This window comes from Thiobacillus sp. (assembly GCF_013693775.1).
GTDB lineage: Bacteria > Pseudomonadota > Gammaproteobacteria > Burkholderiales > Thiobacillaceae > Thiobacillus.
Map to the genome: position 1 here is coordinate 653367 of NZ_CP059257.1, position 17992 is coordinate 671358.

At 64.4% G+C, this 17992-nt stretch carries 21 protein-coding genes; 13 read left to right on the forward strand and 8 right to left on the reverse strand.

The features are described 5' to 3' along the window. Position 1: 1 nt before the first annotated feature. The 4 genes from HZY77_RS03220 to HZY77_RS03235 all read right to left on the reverse strand — a co-directional run bounded on the left by HZY77_RS03220 (position 2) and on the right by HZY77_RS03235 (position 1700). The gene (locus tag HZY77_RS03220) at positions 2–235 is read right to left on the reverse strand and encodes a sulfurtransferase TusA family protein (RefSeq protein ID WP_296818676.1); all 234 of its coding nucleotides are present in this window, start codon (positions 233–235) and stop codon (positions 2–4) included. A 171-nt stretch (positions 236–406) separates the two neighbouring features. Continuing rightward, a complete protein-coding gene (locus tag HZY77_RS03225; protein WP_296818678.1) occupies positions 407–1012 on the reverse strand; it encodes a TetR/AcrR family transcriptional regulator in 606 nt (201 codons plus the stop codon). Between the two features lie 56 nt (positions 1013–1068). Beyond that, positions 1069–1455, reverse strand: a complete 387-nt coding sequence (locus HZY77_RS03230) for a type II toxin-antitoxin system PemK/MazF family toxin (protein ID WP_296818680.1) — start codon at positions 1453–1455, stop codon at positions 1069–1071. After that, a complete protein-coding gene (locus HZY77_RS03235) occupies positions 1449–1700 on the reverse strand; it encodes an AbrB/MazE/SpoVT family DNA-binding domain-containing protein (RefSeq protein WP_018508422.1) in 252 nt (83 codons plus the stop codon). Before HZY77_RS03235 ends, HZY77_RS03230 begins: the two co-directional genes overlap by 7 nt. Before the next feature lie 86 nt (positions 1701–1786). On the opposite strand from HZY77_RS03235, the gene HZY77_RS03240 reads away from it, so the two are divergent. From HZY77_RS03240 to HZY77_RS03250, 3 genes are read left to right on the forward strand one after another with little or no spacing between them, the layout of a single operon-like run. Continuing rightward, complete coding sequence (locus HZY77_RS03240; RefSeq protein WP_296818685.1) at positions 1787–2614, forward strand: ScpA family protein; 828 nt, start codon at positions 1787–1789, stop codon at positions 2612–2614. Next, positions 2595–3263: an SMC-Scp complex subunit ScpB gene (gene scpB / locus HZY77_RS03245; protein ID WP_296818687.1), complete on the forward strand. Its 669-nt coding sequence runs from the start codon at positions 2595–2597 to the stop codon at positions 3261–3263. Before HZY77_RS03240 ends, scpB begins: the two co-directional genes overlap by 20 nt. Positions 3264–3287: 24 nt before the next feature. After that, positions 3288–4178 carry a pseudouridine synthase gene (locus HZY77_RS03250; protein ID WP_296632632.1) on the forward strand — a complete coding sequence of 297 codons (891 nt, stop codon included), beginning with the start codon at positions 3288–3290 and terminating at the stop codon, positions 4176–4178. A gap of 37 nt (positions 4179–4215) precedes the next feature. Here the strand turns inward: HZY77_RS03250 and HZY77_RS03255 are convergent, their stop codons facing one another. Further along, positions 4216–4881, reverse strand: coding sequence for a hypothetical protein (locus HZY77_RS03255; RefSeq protein WP_296818689.1), 666 nt, complete (start codon positions 4879–4881; stop codon positions 4216–4218). Positions 4882–5053: 172 nt separating this feature from the next. Here HZY77_RS03255 and HZY77_RS03260 point away from each other — a divergent pair, with 172 nt between their 5' ends. The 7 genes from HZY77_RS03260 to HZY77_RS03290 all read left to right on the forward strand — a co-directional run bounded on the left by HZY77_RS03260 (position 5054) and on the right by HZY77_RS03290 (position 11914). Further along, entirely contained in the window at positions 5054–6172 is a 1119-nt protein-coding gene (locus HZY77_RS03260; RefSeq protein WP_296818691.1) for a 4Fe-4S dicluster domain-containing protein, read from the forward strand. Further along, on the forward strand, positions 6169–6462 hold the full coding sequence (locus HZY77_RS03265) for a hypothetical protein (RefSeq protein WP_296818693.1): 294 nt from the start codon (positions 6169–6171) through the stop codon (positions 6460–6462). The genes HZY77_RS03260 and HZY77_RS03265 overlap by 4 nt, the downstream gene beginning before the upstream one ends. Positions 6463–6521: 59 nt before the next feature. Next, positions 6522–7016 (forward strand): hypothetical protein, encoded by a 495-nt coding sequence (locus HZY77_RS03270; RefSeq protein WP_296818695.1) that lies wholly within the window; start codon positions 6522–6524, stop codon positions 7014–7016. Next, entirely contained in the window at positions 7016–7819 is an 804-nt protein-coding gene (locus tag HZY77_RS03275) for a sulfhydrogenase subunit delta (protein WP_296818697.1), read from the forward strand. Before HZY77_RS03270 ends, HZY77_RS03275 begins: the two co-directional genes overlap by 1 nt. Then, positions 7812–9110 (forward strand): nickel-dependent hydrogenase large subunit, encoded by a 1299-nt coding sequence (locus tag HZY77_RS03280; protein ID WP_296818699.1) that lies wholly within the window; start codon positions 7812–7814, stop codon positions 9108–9110. Before HZY77_RS03275 ends, HZY77_RS03280 begins: the two co-directional genes overlap by 8 nt. Continuing rightward, positions 9107–9568 carry a hydrogenase maturation protease gene (locus tag HZY77_RS03285; RefSeq protein ID WP_296818701.1) on the forward strand — a complete coding sequence of 154 codons (462 nt, stop codon included), beginning with the start codon at positions 9107–9109 and terminating at the stop codon, positions 9566–9568. The genes HZY77_RS03280 and HZY77_RS03285 overlap by 4 nt, the downstream gene beginning before the upstream one ends. A gap of 96 nt (positions 9569–9664) precedes the next feature. Beyond that, the gene (locus HZY77_RS03290) at positions 9665–11914 is read left to right on the forward strand and encodes an EAL domain-containing protein (RefSeq protein ID WP_296818703.1); all 2250 of its coding nucleotides are present in this window, start codon (positions 9665–9667) and stop codon (positions 11912–11914) included. Here the strand turns inward: HZY77_RS03290 and prmB are convergent, their stop codons facing one another. From prmB to HZY77_RS17725, 3 genes are all read right to left on the reverse strand, one after another. Further along, a complete protein-coding gene (gene prmB / locus HZY77_RS03295; protein ID WP_296818705.1) occupies positions 11915–12817 on the reverse strand; it encodes a 50S ribosomal protein L3 N(5)-glutamine methyltransferase in 903 nt (300 codons plus the stop codon). It lies immediately after the preceding gene. A gap of 20 nt (positions 12818–12837) precedes the next feature. Continuing rightward, a complete protein-coding gene (gene dapE, locus HZY77_RS03300; protein WP_296818707.1) occupies positions 12838–13998 on the reverse strand; it encodes a succinyl-diaminopimelate desuccinylase in 1161 nt (386 codons plus the stop codon). A gap of 6 nt (positions 13999–14004) precedes the next feature. Next, the gene (locus tag HZY77_RS17725; protein ID WP_363154250.1) at positions 14005–14193 is read right to left on the reverse strand and encodes an ArsC/Spx/MgsR family protein; all 189 of its coding nucleotides are present in this window, start codon (positions 14191–14193) and stop codon (positions 14005–14007) included. Between the two features lie 241 nt (positions 14194–14434). On the opposite strand from HZY77_RS17725, the gene HZY77_RS03310 reads away from it, so the two are divergent. The 3 genes from HZY77_RS03310 to HZY77_RS03320 are packed head-to-tail and all read left to right on the forward strand — an operon-like array spanning position 14435 to position 17975. Continuing rightward, a complete protein-coding gene (locus tag HZY77_RS03310) occupies positions 14435–16231 on the forward strand; it encodes an ABC transporter ATP-binding protein/permease (RefSeq protein ID WP_296818709.1) in 1797 nt (598 codons plus the stop codon). Next, the gene (locus HZY77_RS03315) at positions 16231–17544 is read left to right on the forward strand and encodes an MFS transporter (protein WP_296818711.1); all 1314 of its coding nucleotides are present in this window, start codon (positions 16231–16233) and stop codon (positions 17542–17544) included. The genes HZY77_RS03310 and HZY77_RS03315 overlap by 1 nt, the downstream gene beginning before the upstream one ends. Positions 17545–17546: 2 nt before the next feature. Then, positions 17547–17975 (forward strand): GNAT family N-acetyltransferase, encoded by a 429-nt coding sequence (locus tag HZY77_RS03320; RefSeq protein ID WP_296818713.1) that lies wholly within the window; start codon positions 17547–17549, stop codon positions 17973–17975. Positions 17976–17992 lie beyond the last annotated feature (17 nt).

Consider the following 17992-nt stretch of genomic DNA (forward strand, 5'->3'; position numbering starts at 1 on the left):
CTTAGCTCTTGCGAATCAGGAAGGCGAACTCGCCCTGGTTCTCGCTCGACGAGACCAGCTCGTTGCCGGTTTGCTTGCAGAAGGCCTGCATGTCCTTGAGTGAGCCAGGATCGGTGGCGACGATGGCGAGGATCTCGCCCTTGGCGAGGTCGGTCAGGGCCTTCTTGGTGCGCAGGATGGGCAGCGGGCAGTTCATTCCGCGGGCGTCCAGGGTCTGGGTTGCGTTCGTGCTCATGGTGTAACCTCCTCTAGTAGATGACCGTTCGGTCAAGATGATCGGCAAAAAAATTGCCGGGCGGAAAGGCAGCGCACTGCGGGGAGAAATCGGAAAGCGCGGCGAGCCCAGGACTGCCGCTAGACCGGTCGGTTAAGTCGCTGGCGAAAAAGCCGGTCCGCGTGCATGATCTCAGGCGCGGGCCGTCTCGACGCGCAGCGTCTTGATGGCGGGGCCGAGNNGGTAGATCACCTCGGGGTCGTTCTGCGACTTGGCCAGCAGGATGACGCCTTCGAGGTAGGCGAGCATGGCTTCGGCAGTCAGGTCCGAATCGAGCGGCGCGATCGTGCCGGCGGCGACGGCTTCCTCCAGCGTCTCCCTGAAGCGCGTCTTGGCGCGCGNAAAGATCGCCAGCAGCTTGGCGCGCAGGATGTCGTCCTGGGTGCTGACTTCGAGCGTCAGGTTGCCGAAGATGCAGCCGAGCATGCGGCCGTGGATCTGCTTGATCGACTTCTGCCAGAAGTAGGCGGCGTCGACGAGGTAGTCGATGCGCTCCATCGGCGGCAGGGCGGGGTCGAAGGCCTCGGCGACGAAGCCGTGGGCCCATTCGTCGGCGAACTCGTCGATCACGGCCATGACCAGGTCGCGCTTGGACGGGAAGAAGTGGTAGAAGCTGCCCTTCTGCACGCCGGCGCTCTCGCAGATTTCCTGGATGCCCACATTGGCGTAGCTGCGCGAGTGAAAGCGCGGCTTGGCGGCGGCGATGATGCGGGAGCGGGTATCGGTGGCAGCGTTCATGAACCGGATGCTAGTTGACCGTTCGGTAAAATGCAAGCGGAAGTCGCCAGATGGATTCAGGCCAGCCGGATGATCTGGTTCAGGCGCTCGCACACGTCGGCAAACAAGGCATCGGGGAGGGCACCCATCGGATGGGCTTTGGCGCCGCGCATGCGCCAGTCGAAGGATTTGGGTTGATGACACAGCACATAACTGGTCTTGCCGGCCTTGCCGCGCCCCTTGGCAACGCCTGCGGCTACCGCGAAGGGATTGTCGGCGTTGTATTCGGCCGTAGTCATGGGCAGGCCGATCACCAGCGAGGTGCGGGCGTTGAAGAGGCGCGGCGACAGCACCAGAAAAGGGTGGATGTCCTTCATCTCCCGGCCGGCCTGCGGATTACAGTCTATCCAGACGATGTCCTTGCGGTCGGGCACCCAGGCGGTGGTTTTCGATGCCGCTACCATTTCTCGGCCCCGACGGGTTCGCTGGCCATCGCCTCGCCGCCGTGCCGTTCCGGATCGAATTTCGCCAGGCGCTGTTCCAGCGTGAGCGAGGACGCGTCGGCCGGGCAAATCACGATTTGCCCGTCTTCCACCGACACCCGAACCCGCTGATCGGCGTGCAGATGGGCTGCGCGCGCCACCGCTGCCGGGAGTCGCACGCCCAGATTGTTGCCCCACTGCTTGATATCCAGATAGACCTCGGCCATGTCAGCTCCTTCGGGAAAATGTTTAAACCAAGTATAAACATTGCGGTTGACGCTTGTCCATGCCGGCCTCGGGTAAAATGCCNGCCATGAATTCCGCCGAACTCCTTGAGGCACCGCTTCCCGAGACGCCNCCCGCACCCGTCATCAAGGTGCGCGGCGAGCCGCTCACCGAGCTGCCGCAGGATCTCTACATTCCGCCCGACGCGCTCGAGGTGTTCCTCGACGCCTTCGAGGGCCCGCTCGACCTGCTCTTGTACCTGATCCGCAAGCAGAACCTCGATGTCCTCGACATTCCGATGGCGGCGCTGACGAAGCAGTACATGGCCTATGTCGAGGCGGCGCGCGCGACGCGGCTGGAACTGGCGGCCGAATACCTGCTGATGGCGGCGATGCTGATCGACATCAAGTCGCGCATGCTGCTGCCGCGCCGCGAGCAGGCCGAGGAAACCGGCGAGGGCGAGGATCCGCGCGCCGAGCTGGTGCGCCGCCTGCTGGAATACGAGCAGATGAAGCTCGCCGGACAGCATCTCGATGCCTTGCCGCAGGCCGGGCGCGATTTCGACACCGTCAGCGTGTTCCTGCCGGCGGCGGCCAAGCGCCTGCCGAGCCTGCACCCGGAAGAGCTCGCCGCGGCCTGGCTGGCGATCCTGTCGCGCGCGAAGAACCGCACCCATCACCGCATCGGCCGCCAGGAATTGTCGATCCGCGAGCACATGAGCCGCATCATGAAGCGGCTGACGCCGGGCGAATTCATGGAATTCAGNGACTTGTTCCCGGAATCGTCGACCGTGCACGAACTCGTGGTCACCTTCCTCGCGGTGCTGGAACTGACCAAGGAAACCCTGCTCGACGTGACGCAGGCCGAGCCGTTCGCCCCCATCTACGTGAAGCTCCATGAATCTGCAACCGAGTGACAACCCCGATGATCTGAAGGTCGTGCTGGAGGCGGCGCTGCTGGCGGCGGTCGAGCCGCTGACGTTGGCCGAGCTCAGGCGCATGTTCGAACAAGAAGAATCGAATCCAGGCCTGTCCAATGATGTGCTGCGCCGCGCGCTCGACGATTTGCGCGCGCAGTGGCACGGCCGCGGCGTGGAACTGATCCAGGTGGCCGACGGCTGGCGCTTCCAGACGCGCGCCGAGATGCAGCCCTGGCTGTCGCGGCTGAAGAACGAGAAACCACCGCGCTACTCGCGCGCGGTGCTGGAAACGCTCGCCATCATCGCCTACCGCCAGCCGGTGACGCGCGGCGACATCGAGGACATCCGCGGCGTCTCGGTCAATCCCAACATCATCAAGACGCTGGAAGAGCGCGGCTGGATCGAGGCCATAGGCCATCGCGACGTGCCCGGCCGGCCGGCGCTGTTCGGCACCACCGGCCACTTCCTCAGCGACCTGGGGCTGCGCACGCTGTCCGAACTGCCGCCGCTGGAAGAGCTCGGCAATCTGGTCACCCCGGACGAAACCGCATTAATTCCTGAATTGCGTGAGGAATTGGCGGACAATGACGCCCCCGACGTTTGGCGCGGTGATCGAAACCGCCCGCGCAAGCACAGCGTCGGATAGCGCAGTTACCGAGATTTCCTGAATATGGCCCGCCCCGCATCCCCCATCCGCCGCTCGCCCACCGCCCCCATGGGGCGCGCGGCGAGCCGCCTGCAGCAGGCGATCGCCCCCGAGGCACCGAGCGAGCGCCTGCAGAAGGCGCTGGCCTCGGCCGGCCTCGGCTCACGCCGCGAGATGGAGGAATGGATCGCCGAGGGCCGGGTACAGGTCAACGGCGAAACCGCCACGATCGGCAGCAAGGTCGGGCCGCGCGACATCGTCAAGGTCAGCGGACGCCGCGTCTACCTGCGCTTCGATGAAAAGCGCACGCGCATTTTGATCTACCACAAGTCGGAAGGCGAGATCGTCACCCGCGACGACCCCAAGGGCCGCGCCACGGTTTTTGATGCGCTGCCCAAGCTGCGCGGCGCCAAATGGATTTCCATCGGCCGGCTGGACTACAACACCGACGGCCTGATGGTCTTCACCACGTCGGGCGAACTCGCCAACCAGCTGATGCACCCGCGCTTCGAAGTCGAGCGCGAGTATGCGGTGCGCGTGCTGGGCGAGCTGACCGAAGACATGATTGCCCAGTTGCTGGCNGGGGTGGAACTCGATGACGGCCCGGCGCAGCTGCAAAGCTGCTTCGCCGCCGGCGGCGAGGGCGCCAACAAATGGTATCGCGTGGTGATCAAGGAAGGCCGCAAGCGCGAGGTGCGGCGGCTGTTCGAACACTTCGGCCTGACGGTGTCGCGCCTCACGCGCATCCGTTTCGGCCCGATCGCGCTGCCGCCGCAGCTGCGGCGCGGGCAGAAGATGGAACTCGACGACGATCTGGTTGCACGGGTGATGGAATGGGCCGGAATGGCCCCCAGCCCGCGGCGGCAGACGCGCGGGGTGCCCGACAAGCACACCCGCAAGCCGCGCATTCGCTGAACCCTCAGGCCAGCGGGCTTTGCCCGCTGGCCTCGTCTTATTTCTCGGTCATTTTCTTGATCACGCCTGCGGCCCATTCGCGGCCGCCCAGGCCGAACGCCAGCGCAAACGCCAGCCCGACCGCCCCGAAGCCGATCTGGAATGCCGCAGTGAGGAGGCTGGTGCCGATCTGGAGCTGTTCGAGCGCCACGAACACCACGAAGATGATGACCGCATATTCCGACAGCGTGCTGATGGTGAGCGCGCCCTGCACGCCGATGTTGTTGAGGTAGGCGAACACCATGCGGTTGATGAAGCGCGCCACCAGCACGCCGAATACCAGGACCAGGATGGCGACGATGATATTGGGGATGTAGAGCACGATCTTGTTGAACAGATCGGCCACGATATGCAGGCCGAGGCTGTTGGCCACGGTCACGACGACGATGAAAATGACGANCCAGTAGGCCAGCTTGGCCAACAGGCGCGACAGGCTGAGCTCGAGATTGCCCTGCTTGAGGAAGGCTTCTATGCCGGTTTTCTCGGCCAGGCTATCGAAATGCAATACATCGAGCAGCTTGGTGACGCCGGTTCGAACCAGATTCGCAAACAGCCAGCCGATGAATAGAAGCAGCAGGGCTGCCAACAACTGCGGGACAAACGCAGCCAGTTGCGTCAGAANAGACGTCAGGGACGAAACGAATACATCGAGTTGTTGCTGCATGACTCACTCCTTCATTCATTACTGCGTAAATGGCGCATTATAACGAACGCTGCATGACGGCCTTTCCGGCTCGTGACGCTGTCGCAGTGGCATACACTATTTGTTCTGCCTGCGCTTTTATGCATACACTGTAAAAAACCAATGTAAAAAACCAAGCGGAGGCGTCCGGCCCATGCTTTCTTCCCAATCCGACCGTGCTGGATTTCTGCCGCTTGCGCAGTTGCCTTCCCTGCTGGCCCGGCTCAGGGAGCGGGGTTATCAATGCCTGGGACCCACGGTGGAGCANGGGGCCGTCGTCATGCGCGAACTCGAGCCGCCGGATGACCTGCCGCGCGGGATACAGGCCGAGCAAACGCCCGGCCGCTATCGGCTCACGTCCGATCCCCTCAACCGCTATTTCGCCTGGGCCAACGGNCCCCAGGCCATCAAGCCGCACACCTTCGCACCAAAGGAATCGCTGTGGCGCGTCGAACGCGACGAGGCGGGCAAGCTGCAGTTTGCGGCCGACCACCCGCCGCTTCTCCGGCAAGCCATCATCGGCGTGCGCGCTTGCGACCTGGCGGCGCTGGCCTTGCAGGATGCGCATTTCCTGCGCGAAGACCGGCGCGACGCGCATTATGCGCAACGACGCGACCACGTGTTCCTGGTCGCCGTGCAATGTGCCGAACCGGCATCGACATGNTTTTGCGCGTCGACCGGCGATGGCCCCACCCCGACCGCCGGCTACGATCTTGCGTTGGCAGAACTGGCGGATGGTTTTGTCGTCGTGGCGGGCAGCGGACAGGGACAAGCGGTGCTGGATGATCTGAACCTGGCATGGGCCACCCCGCAACAGATCGAGGCGGCCCGCCAGCAGGGCGTATCTGCCGCCGCCGTCCAGACCCGCGGCCTGCCGAGCCGTCATCTGCGCGACAGTCTGATGAGCCGGCTGGAACATCCGCGCTGGGACGAGGTGGCGGCGCGTTGCCTTGCCTGCGGCAATTGCACGGCGGTGTGTCCCACCTGTTTCTGTCATGCCGAGGCCGACACCCCGGCGCTCGACGGCGCGGCCAGCGAGCATGCGCGAATGTGGGATTCCTGCTTCGTCGAGGCGCACGGCCATTTACACGGTTTCAACGTACGGGCCGACATCCGTGGCCGCTATCGCCAGTGGCTGACCCACAAGCTGGCCACCTGGCATGACCAGTTCGGCCGCAGCGGCTGTGTCGGCTGCGGCCGCTGCATCGCCTGGTGTCCGGTCGGCATCGACCTGACCGAGGAAGTCGCCGCCCTCACCGAGGGGCAGCCATGAACATGTCGAACCGTCTCGATGCCGGCCCTCCGCATGCCGCCACCGTCCTGGCGCGCATCCAGGAGTCGCCGACCATCTTCACGCTGCAGTTGCGGCTCGATGATGCAGCCGCGCAGGCGGCCTACCGTTTTGCGCCCGGCCAGTTCAACATGCTGTATCTCTACGGCGTCGGCGAAGTCCCGATTTCCATCATGTCGGATCCGGAAGAGCGCGATCTCGTCGGCCATACCATCCGTGCACTGGGACGCGTCACCCGGGGCTGGCTGCGCTCAAACCAGGCGATCGGGTAGGGCTGCGCGGACCGTTTGGACGCGGCTGGCCGTTGCAGGAAGTGGGCGGATGCGATGTCGTGCTCGTGACAGGCGGCCTCGGCTGCGCGCCTGTCGTGTCGGTGATTCATTACGTGCTGCGGCGGCGCGAACGCTTCGGCAAGCTCGTCATCATCCAGGGTGTGAAGCATGCCGAAGACCTGATCTGGCGCGAACAATACGACCGCTGGGCGAAATTGCCGGATACCCAGGTGTTGGTGGCGGCAAGCGAGGGAGCCGCGTTGTGGCCCTGGCATGTCGGGCGGGTGACGGAATTGTTCAATCTGGCCAACTTCGATCCGGGCTGTGCCGTGGCCATGTTGTGCGGGCCGGAAGGCATGATGCGCAGCGCGGCGGATGCCCTGCTGGCACACGGCCTGCCAGAGTCGCGCCTGTATCTCAGCATGGAGCGCAACATGCAGTGCGCGGTCGGCCGCTGCGGCCACTGCCAGTTCGGAGGGGCGTTTGTTTGCCGCGACGGCCCGGTGTTCAACTGGAGCGAGGTCAAGGCCCTGCTCGCACACAAGGGGTTCTGATGAGCCTGCAGACCGCTCACTCGAGCAAACCGCGCGTGGCCGTGCACAAGTTCAGTTCCTGCGACGGCTGCCAGTTGTCTTTCCTCAATCTCGGCGAGGCGCTGCTGACGCTCGCCGAACGGATCGATCTGGTGCACTTTGCCGAAGCGGGGCCGCTCAATCCGGATACCGGTGTGGATGTGGTGTTCGTCGAGGGCAGCGTGTCGACGCCGGAAGATCTCGAACGCATCCAGCACATCCGTGCCCATAGCGGTCTGCTGATCGCCATTGGTGCCTGTGCCACCTCGGGCGGCATCCAGGGTTTGCGCAACCAGGCCAAGGGCGCGGAATGGGTGGCGCAGATCTACAGCCATCCCGAGGCGATCGCCAGCCTGGAGCGCTCGACGCCGATTTCCAGCCATGTGAAAGTGGATTTCGAGCTATGGGGCTGCCCGGTCAGCGGACCGCAGATGCTGGCGGTGGTCAATGCGCTCCTACTCGGCGTGGCGCCGCGCGACAACGTCGACAAGGTGTGTACCGAATGCAAGCGCCAGGGCTACCCTTGCGTGATGGTGACTCACGGCATCGCCTGCATGGGGCCAGTGACGCGGGCGGGTTGCGGAGCACTGTGTCCCAGCCTCGGCCGCGACTGTTATGGTTGCTATGGCCCGGCAGAAAATGCCAACACCGATGCGCTGGCCATGCAGTTCGGCCATCTGGGACTGACGCCCGAGGCCATCGTGCGGCGTTTCCAGTCGATCAACAGCCAGGCGCCGGTGTTTCTCGCAGCCGCCGACAAACTGAGGATGGGCGCGCATGACTGAACGGCGCAGCGTGGCGATCCACGTTCCGGTGCTTGCCCGGGTGGAAGGCGAGGGCGCGCTCGATTTGCGCATCGAGCAGGGTGACATCGCCGAGCTGCGCCTGCGTATTTTCGAGCCGCCGCGCTTCTTCGAGAAATTCCTCGAAGGTCGCCACTACTCNGAGATCCCCGACATGGTGGCGCGCATCTGCGGCATCTGCCCCGTGGCATACCAGGTGACCGCGGCGCAGGCGCTGGAAAGACTCTTCAATGTCGAGTTAAGCCCGTGGGCACAGGCCATGCGCCGGGTGTTCTACTGCGGCGAATGGATCCAGAGCCACAGCCTGCACATCCACCTGCTGGCGGCGCCGGATTTCTTCGACTGCGGCAGCGCCATCGAACTGGCGCGCATCGCGCCGGAGGCGGTGCGTCGCGGCCTGCGCATTCAGGGTCTGGGCAACGAACTGATGGACCTGTTCGGCGCCCGCTCGGTGCATCCGGTCGGTGTCCGTGTCGGCGGCTTCCATGGTGCGCCCTCGTTGGCGCGCATCCGCGACATGCGGGAGAAGCTGCGCGCCGCCCTGCCCGAGGCCGAAGCGCTGATCCGCTGGGCCGCCGCCATCCCGATGCCGCAGGATGACCAGGCTTTCGTGTCGGTGGCGACGCAGCACCCGGCCGATTACGCCATCGAGCGTGGCGAGATCGGGACCAGCGATGGCTTGCGTATCGGGGCGGAGGCCTTCGACGCGCATTTCGCCGAGCGTCACGAACCGCATTCCACCGCACTGTTCAGCACCTATCACGGGCAGCCGTATCTGGTCGGGCCGCTGGCGCGCCTCAACCTCAACCACGCGCATCTGCCCGGCGCGATCCGGGCGCTGCTTGCCGATATCGACTTCGTGCTGCCCAGCCGCAACCTGTTTCACAGCCTGCTGGCACGTGCGGTGGAAATCTGGCTCGCACTCCATGAAGCGCTACGTCTGCTCGACGGCTATCGCGTGCCGGACTCGCCCTGGGTGCCCGCCACACCGCGCGCCGGCGTGGCGACCGGCTGCACCGAGGCGCCGCGCGGACTGCTGTGGCATCGCTACGAGATGGACGCCGAAGGCCGCGTCGTCAACGCGCGCATCGTGCCGCCGACCAGCCAGAACCAGGGGCGCATCGAAGAGGATCTGCGGCTGTCGCTGCTGAATTTTGGGCTCGACCATCCGGACGACGCGCTGCGCCTGCATTGCGAAAAAGTCATCCGCAACTACGATCCCTGCATTTCCTGCGCCACCCANTTTTTGCGGATGAACGTCGCACGCACATGAGCAAGGTCCGTATCCTCGGCATCGGTTCGCCGTCGGGCGACGACCAGGCCGGCTGGCTGACCGTGGATGCCCTGGCGGATTGCGGTGTCCAGGGCGAGCATGAACTTGCCATCGACAAGCTGGACAGGCCCGGCGCCAGCCTGATCGGCCTGCTGGAACAGGCGGATTGGGTCATCCTGGTCGACGCCATGCAAAGCGGCGATCGGCCTGGCCGCATCAAACGTTTCGACCAGGACGCGTGGCCGGGCTACACGCAGGGTCTATCCAGCCACGGGCTCGGCGTGCTCGACGCGCTGTCGCTGGCGCGCGCGTTCGGTATCCTGCCGCCCCGGCTCGATCTGTATGGCATCGAAATCGCGCTTGCCTGCCCCGGCGACGAGGCCGGCGACGACATCCAGGCAGCCGCACGACAACTTGCCCGACACATTGCTGCCGACTTGGCCACCGCGTCCCGCTAGTCGGTTCGCGCTTAGTACCGGGCCGGATATTAGGTTAGGCTACATCCGCAACAGCCAGGGCACCTGGCGTGGTTTGATCTACAGGGATTTATTTGCGTGGTTTTCCGTATTCTTCTGCAGGCCTGTCTGTTCTGGTTGTTGTCGGGCTCGCCGGCAATGGCCGTGCAAGGCGGGATTCCTGTCCGGGTCGGCGTGGCCGACAATCCTCCCATCGTCACGGCAACACCCGGTGTGCCGCCCCAGGGCATCGCGATCGACGTCATCCGCGCGGTGGCGAATCGGGAAGGCTGGCGGATCACCTACGTTCCCGATTCCTTCGACAATCTCCTTTCCCGCCTCGACAAGGGCGAGATCGATCTGCTTGTGGGAATTGCCTATAGCGAGGAACGTGCGAAGCGCTTCCAATTCAGCCAGCAGAGCCTGATCGGAAACTGGGGCATGGTGTTCCGCCATGCCCAGTCCCACATCGAGTCGCTGCCCGATCTCAAGGGCAAGCGGGTTGCGCTCATGCGGGGCAGCACGCACAGCCAGACCCTGATCGATTTGGCGAGGCAGTTCGACGCGGGATTTACGCCGGTCTACGTGGATACCTATGCGGATGTGTTGCGGGCGATCATCGAACGCCGGGCTGATGCAGGCGCGGTGAACCGGGTGTTCGCGGCGCTGCATGTCCACCCCAACGACATGGTCGCGACCGGCATCGTATTCAATCCCATTTTCGTCCATTACGCCGCCCCGAAGCATGCTGATCCCGCCCTCCTGCATGCATTGGATCGGGACCTGGCTGCGCTCAAGGTTGATCCCGGGTCGGCCTATTACGCGTCGCTACGGCGTTGGCTCGAAGCCGCGCCTGAAACGCGCTATCCCAGCTGGCTGTCGTGGGCCGTGGCTGCGGTTGCAGGCTTGTTCGTCCTGGCGTTGGCGATCGTCGGCTTGCTGCGCTACCAGGTCAAGCGGCAGACGGGCGAGCTGCAGCGCCGTGCCGATCTGCTGCAGACTGAAATCCAGCAGCGTGAAACGGCCCAGCAACACCTGAACCAGCTGGCTTATTTCGACGGGCTGACGCAGCTGCCGAACCGCGAAGGTTTCCGCACCGCACTCGAAAGAATGCTGTCCGCTCTGCAAGGCAGCGAAGCGCGACTGGCCCTGTTGTTCATCGACCTCGACCGGTTGAAGAACATCAATGACGGACTCGGTCATGGGGCAGGCGACCTCTTGCTGCAGCAGGTCGCCCAGCGCCTGCAATCGGTGTTGCGCGCGCACGATCATCTGAGCCGTTTCGGCGGCGATGAATTCGTGGCGATCGTATCCGATATCGACGTGCAGACGGATGCCGAACTGGTCGCCACCCGTCTGCTGAACAGTCTTGCCATGCCGATCGATATCGGCGCCACCCAGATATACAGTAGCGCCAGTATCGGCATTGCACTGTATCCCGACGACGCATCGTCGGTGGAAACGCTGCTCAAGCATGCCGACACGGCCATGTATCAGGCGAAGGAACAAGGCGGCAATCGCTTCCTGTTCTATCACGCGCAGCAGACCGCGCGCGTGGTGGAGCGGCTGACGCTCGACACCCGCCTGCGCCAGGCGCTGGAACGTGACGAATTCCTGTTGCATTACCAGCCGATCGTGGAGCTGGAAAGCGGGCGCATCGTCGGGCTCGAGGCCTTGCTGCGCTGGAACGATCCGGACCAGAGACTGGTGCTGCCCGGCGCATTCATCTCAGCCGCCGAAGACACCGGCCTGATCGTCCAGCTCGGCGAATGGGTGCTGGAGGCCGGCTGCGCTCAATTGCACGCCTGGCAGAAGCAGGGCAGGGCTGCCGAATTGACGCTGGCCGTGAACGTCTCGACCCGACAGTTCGAAGGNGGGCGCCTGGTGAAATCGGTTGCCCAGGCACTTGCGCGTACCGGCCTGGCTGCGGAGTGCCTCGAACTCGAGATTACCGAGAACGTGATGCTGATCATGAACGACGAGGTTCGCAGCAGTCTCGACAAACTGCGCAGTATGGGCGTGCGACTGTCGCTCGACGACTTCGGCACCGGCTATTCCAGTCTGAGCTACCTCAAGCAGCTGCCGTTTCACGCGCTCAAGATCGATCAGTCGTTCGTCCGCCGAATCCCGGACCAGGCTGGCGATACCCAGATCGTCACGACAATCCTGGCCTTGGCGAAAGGACTTGGGCTGGAGGTGATCGCCGAAGGCATCGAAACCTCGCAGCAGTATGACTTCCTGCGCGAGAACGGTTGCGAATTCGGTCAGGGCTATCTGATGAGCCGGCCGCAGGCGGCGGACCAGCTGGTCGCGCTGCTGGAGCGGCAGCGCGCGTCAGGATCGGTCTGATTACAGGCCGGCGAGATGCTCGCGCCGCAGCATGAACACGTACTGGTCGCCGCTCTCGGTGTCGAGCCAGGTGAAGGGCAGGGCAGGATAGGCGGCTTCGAGCGCATCGCGGTTGTGGCCGATTTCAACCACCAGCAGGCCGCCGGGATTGAGGTGGGCCTGGGCGCCGGTCAGAATCTTCCGGGTGGCATCCAGGCCATCCTCGCCCGAGCCCAGCGCCAGCGCGGGTTCCGCCTGGTATTCCGGCGGCAGCGCGGCAACCGATTCGGCGTTCACATAGGGCGGGTTGCTGACGATGACGTCATAGGTCCGGCCGTCCAGCGCCGCAAACAGATCCGACTCGACCAGCTCGATACGGTCCGCGAGACCGTAATCGCCGACGTTCTTTGCGGCGACGTCGAGCGCATCCTTCGAGAGGTCGACTGCATCGACTTCCGCGTTGGNGAAGGCCAGCGCCGCGAGAACGGCGAGACAGCCGGAGCCGGTGCAGAGGTCAAGTGCACGCGTCACCTCGTCCGGATTGTCCACCCACGGCGCCAGCTGTTCGTGCAGCAACTCGGCGATGAAGGAGCGCGGCACGATCACGCGCTCGTCGACATAGAAACGGTGCGCGCCCAGCCAGGCCTCGTGGGTGAGGTAGGCGGCAGGCAGACGTTCGCGCACCCGGCGCTCGATCACCGCCTGCACCTGCTCGGACTCGCCGTGCGTCAGGCTGGCATCGAGGAAGGGTTCGAGCCGGTCGAGCGGCAGGTGCAGGGTATGCAGGATCAGATAGGCCGCCTCGTCGAAGGCATTGTCGGTGCCATGGCCGAAAAACAATTCGGCCTCGTTGAAGCGCGACACGGCGAAGCGCAGCCAGTCGCGCACGGTGATCAGGGATTCGGTGTCTTCGAAGTGTTTCATCGCGCGGGTTCTGTTCAGGGTCAAGCCAGCAGTTTTTCCAGCGTCTTCTGGTAGATCGCCGCCAGCTGCTCGATGTTTTCCACCGCGACGTGCTCGTTCAGCTTGTGGATGCTCATGTTGAGCGGGCCGAACTCGACGACTTCGCGGCAGATGTCGGCGATGAAGCGTCCGTCCGAGGTGCCGCCGGTGGTCGACAGTTCGGNGGTGAGGCCGGTGACCTCGTGGATGGCTTCGCTCAGGCGATCGCACAGGGGGCCGCGCGGGGTGAGGAAGGGCTTGCCGGACAGACTCCAGTCGATCTCGTAATCGAGGCCGTGACTGTCGAGGATTTCATTCACCGCGTCCATCAAGCCTTCGGCGGTGCTGGCGGTGGAGAAGCGGAAGTTGAACTGGATCTCGACCGCGCCGGGGATGACGTTGGTGGCGCCGGTGCCGGCGTGGATGTTGGAGATCTGCCAGGTGGTGGGCGGGAAGTAGGCATTGCCCTCGTCCCACATGGTGTCGGCGAGCTCGGCGATCGCCGGCGCGGCGAGATGGATGGGATTCTTGGCCAGGTGCGGGTAGGCGATGTGGCCCTGCACGCCCTTGACGCGCAAGGTGCCGGACAACGAGCCGCGCCGTCCGTTCTTGATGGTGTCGCCGAACTCGGCGGCACTGGTAGGTTCGCCGACGATGCAATAGTCGAGCGTCTCGCCACGTGCCTTCAAGGCTTCGACGACCTTCACCGTGCCGTCAGTGGCCGGTCCTTCTTCGTCGGACGTAAGCAGGAAGGCGATCGAGCCGCTGTGCCCGGGATGCGCGGCGATGAAACGCTCGGTGGCGGTGACGAAAGCGGCGTCGGAGGTCTTCATGTCGGCGGCGCCGCGCGCGTACAGTTTGCCGTCGCGCACCGTCGGCTCAAAGGGATCGGATAGCCATTGCTCGCGCGGGCCGGTGGGCACCACGTCGGTATGGCCGGCAAAACAGACCACCGGTGCGGCCGTGCCCTTGCGTGCCCATAGATTGTCGACGCCGTTGTGGCAATGGCGCTCGATGTGGAAGCCGAGTTTCTGCAGGCGCGCGGCGATGAGGTCGTGGCAGCCGGCATCGTCCGGCGTCAGCGATTTGCGTTTGAGCAGTTCGATCGCAAGCGCCAAGGTTTCGTTGGCAAGGATTCCATTCTCGGGCGTTTCATTGGCCATGCAGTTTCATTCTCCGAACAAGGCTTGATATTGTTCTTCGGCAAAGCCGAGATGGTATTTTCCGTTTCGCTCCAGCACCGGCCGCTTGATCACGCTGGGGTGGGCCTGCATCAGCGCGATCGCACTGGCGTCGTCGACGACCGCCGCCTTCTCCGCATCGGTGAGTTGGCGCCAGGTCGTGCCGCGCGTATTCACCAGTGCCTGCCAGCCGACCTGCGCGACGACCTTGCGCAGCCAGGTCGCGTCGACGCCCTGTTTCTTGAAATCGTGGAAGACGACGTCGCACGCATGGTCATCGAGCCAGGCACGTGCTTTTTCACCGTCGTGCAGTTGGGAATACCGTAGAGCTTCATGCCGTTGTTTTTGTCCGCTGCCGGAATGCGCCGCATCGGACGTAAAATCAGGAAAAACCGAATTCGTAATTCTACCCGACCTGATGCATCCCGCCGTTCATTCCCATTCGCCCCCGCCGCCGCCTGGCGACCCCAGCCTGCGCTCGATCAGCCGTCTGTTTCCCTATTTATGGGAATTTCGCGGCCGCGTATTGCTGGCACTGGCGCTGCTGGTCGGCGCCAAGCTGGCCTCGGTGGCGGTGCCGCTGGTGCTGAAGGACATCATCGACTCCCTGAACAAGCCGCGTCCCGAACTGGTGCTGCCGCTGACCTTCATCATCAGTTACGGTCTGTTGCGCTTCGTCAGCACCACCTTTGCCGACCTGCGCGACGTGGTGTTCGCCAAGGTCACGCAGCGCGCCATGCGACGCATCAGCATGGCGGTGTTCCAGCACCTGCACGCGCTGTCGCTGCGCTTTCATCTGGAAAGACAGACCGGCGGCATCACCCGCGACATCGAGCGCGGCTCCAAGGCGCTGTCCAGCCTGGTCGGCTATCTGCTGTTCCGCATCACGCCCACGGTGCTGGAAATCCTGTTGGTCGCGGGCATCCTGTTCGTCAAGCTCGACTGGGTGTTCGGGGTGCTGACGCTCATCACCCTGGCGGCCTATATCGGCTTCACCGTGACCATCACCGAATGGCGCACGCAGTTCGTGCGCCGCGCCAACACCCTCGATTCCGAGGCCTACGGCCGCGCCATAGACAGCCTGCTGAACTACGAGACGGTCAAATACTTCGGCAACGANAAATACGAGGCCGCACGCTATGACAAAAGCCTGATCGAATGGGAAGACATGGCGCTGAAGTCGCAGCGCTCGCTGGGCATGCTCAATGCCGCCCAGGCCGGGACCATCGCGATCGGGGTGACGCTGATGGTATTGCGCGCCGCCAATGGCGTCGTGCACGGTACGCTGACGCTGGGGGATCTGGTGATGGTCAATGCTTTCCTGCTGCAGATGTTCCAGCCGCTGAGCTTTCTCGGCGTGATGTATCGCCAGATCAAGGAGTCGATCACCGACGTCGAGCGCATGTTCGCCTTGCTGCAACGGCCGCGCGAGGTGGAGGATGCCCCCGATGCGCGCGACCTCGAGGTGGTGGCGGGCGAGGTGAGGTTCGAGCACGTGAACTTCGCCTACAACGCTGATCGCCTCATCCTGCACGATGTCAGCTTCACCATCCCCGCCGGCAGGACCGTGGCGGCGGTGGGGTCCAGCGGCGCCGGCAAGTCGACGCTCGCACGATTGCTGTTCCGTTTCTACGACGTCGGCGCCGGCAGCATCCGCATCGACGGCCAGGACATCCGCCAGGTCACGCAGGACAGCCTGCGCGCCGCCATCGGCGTGGTGCCGCAGGACACCGTGCTGTTCAACGACAGCATCTACTACAACATCGCCTACGGCCGACCCGACGCCCGCCGCGACGAGGTACTCGAAGCCGCGCGTGCTGCGCATATCCTGCATTTCATCGAAGCCCTGCCGCAGGGATGGGACACGGTGGTGGGCGAGCGCGGACTAAAACTTTCGGGTGGCGAGAAGCAGCGCGTGGCAATCGCACGCACGCTGCTGAAGAATCCGGCCATCCTCATTCTCGACGAGGCCACCTCGGCGCTCGACACCAAGACCGAAAAGGCCATCCAGGCCGAGCTGCTGGAAATCGCGCGCAGCCGCACCAGCCTCATCATCGCGCACCGCCTCTCCACCGTGGTCGAGGCCGACGAGATCCTGGTGATGGAAGGCGGGCGCATCGTCGAGCGCGGACGGCATACCGATCTGCTGGAGAAAAATGGCGTATATGCCCACATGTGGGCATTGCAGCAACAGGCCGAAGAGGAGGTCGCCTGATGGGCAGCCCTTCGACTCCGCTCAGGACAGGCCTGCTGCAACCCGGCGTGCGCCGGCGCGAAGTCTGGGCATGGGCGATGTACGACTTCGCCAATTCGGGCTACACGACGGTCGTCATTACGGCCGTGTTCAGCGCCTATTTCGTCGCGGCGGTGGCCGGCAACGCGCCATGGGCGACTTTCGTCTGGACGCTCGCGCTGTCGGTTTCCTATGCGTTGGTGATGCTCACGGCACCGCTGATCGGCGCGTATGCCGATGCCCATGCCAACAAGAAAATGCTGCTGTGGCTGACCACGCTGGGCTGCGTCGGCTTCACCGCGCTGCTGTATTTTGCCGTGCCTGGCGCACTGACGCTGGCCATCGTGGGGCTGGTGCTCTCCAATTATTTCTTCGGCACCGGCGAAAACCTGATCGCCGCATTCCTGAACGAACTCGCGCGTCCGCGTGCACTGGGCCGGGTATCCGGCTGGGGTTGGTCGCTCGGCTACGTGGGCGGGCTGGTGTCGTTGGGCGCAAGCCTCGCCTACATCAGCTGGGCGCAGGCGCATGGCCAGGAAGCCGCGGCCTTCGTCCCGGTCTCCATGCTGATCACCGCCGCGCTGTTCCTGCTGGCAAGTTTGCCGACGCTGTTGATGTTGCGCGAGCGTGCCGTGCCACAATGCGACCGAACGGCCCGCAACGCCTGGGCCCAGGTGCGGCACACGCTCGGCCATCTCGAATACCTGCCCGACCTCAAGCGCTTTCTCGTCTGCACCGTGCTGTATCAGGCCGGCATCCAGGCTGTCATCACGCTGGCGGCAATCTACGCCAACCAGGCATTTCACTTCAGCACCCAACAAACCATCCTGCTGGTGCTGGTGGTCAACATCACGGCGGCTGTCGGCGCCTTCGTCTTCGGTCATGTGCAGGATCGGGTCGGCCATGTGCGCCTGATTGCGTTCACGCTGGTCGGCTGGATCGTGATGGTGCTGCTGGCCTGGGCCGCGCCCGACGAACGCATGTTCTGGGTGGCGGCCAATCTGGCCGGGCTGTGCATGGGGGCCTCGCAATCGGCCGGACGTGCCATGGTGGGATTGCTGGCACCGCCGGCACAGGAGGCCGAATTCTTCGGTTTGTGGGGCCTGGCGGTCAAGCTGGCGTCGATCGTCGGCCCGCTGACCTATGGGATTGCGAGCTGGATCACGCAGGGCGACCACCGCCAGGCGCTGCTCATCACCGGTTGTTATTTCGTCGCCGGACTGTGGATGCTGGTTGGCGTGAAAGCGGCGCGCGGCCATCGTGCCGCGCGGCGGTTCGCCCGCATCGGCGCGTAACGATGGCGGCCTTTACGATTGGAGAAACCGACTGGGCCCGCGATGCGGTACGCCTTGGCGCCGTACGGCGTGCCGTGTTCATCGACGAGCAAGGGGTCCCGGAAGCGCTGGAGTGGGATGAGTACGATGCCGTCTCGACGCATTGGCTCGCCCTGGCCGAGGATGGTTCGCCCATCGGTTGCGCCCGCCTGCTGCCCGACGGACACCTCGGCCGCATGGCCGTGCTGCCGGCCTGGCGCGGGCGCGGCGTGGGCCGGGCCTTGCTGGATCGGATCCTGCGCGCCGCGCAGGCGCGCGGCCAGACCGTGCTCAGACTCAGTGCACAAACCCATGCCGCAGGATTCTATGCCCGCGCAGGATTTGTCGCCGAAGGTGCCGAATACGAGGAAGCCGGCATTCCGCATGTGGCCATGCAGAGGGTATTGGCCTGAGCGCTTGTGTATCAGTC

Excerpts from the sequence above, each read along its gene's own strand:
- HZY77_RS03220 (WP_296818676.1), bottom strand. The coding sequence starts at position 235 with ATGAGCACGAACGCAACCCAGACCCTGGACGCCCGCGGAATGAACTGC.
- HZY77_RS03230 (WP_296818680.1), bottom strand. The coding sequence starts at position 1,455 with ATGGTAGCGGCATCGAAAACCACCGCCTGGGTGCCCGACCGCAAGGAC.
- HZY77_RS03235 (WP_018508422.1), bottom strand. The coding sequence starts at position 1,700 with ATGGCCGAGGTCTATCTGGATATCAAGCAGTGGGGCAACAATCTGGGC.
- scpB (WP_296818687.1), top strand. The coding sequence starts at position 2,595 with ATGAATCTGCAACCGAGTGACAACCCCGATGATCTGAAGGTCGTGCTG.
- HZY77_RS03265 (WP_296818693.1), top strand. The coding sequence starts at position 6,169 with ATGAACATGTCGAACCGTCTCGATGCCGGCCCTCCGCATGCCGCCACC.
- HZY77_RS03275 (WP_296818697.1), top strand. The coding sequence starts at position 7,016 with ATGAGCCTGCAGACCGCTCACTCGAGCAAACCGCGCGTGGCCGTGCAC.
- HZY77_RS03285 (WP_296818701.1), top strand. The coding sequence starts at position 9,107 with ATGAGCAAGGTCCGTATCCTCGGCATCGGTTCGCCGTCGGGCGACGAC.
- HZY77_RS03315 (WP_296818711.1), top strand. The coding sequence starts at position 16,231 with ATGGGCAGCCCTTCGACTCCGCTCAGGACAGGCCTGCTGCAACCCGGC.
- HZY77_RS03320 (WP_296818713.1), top strand. The coding sequence starts at position 17,547 with ATGGCGGCCTTTACGATTGGAGAAACCGACTGGGCCCGCGATGCGGTA.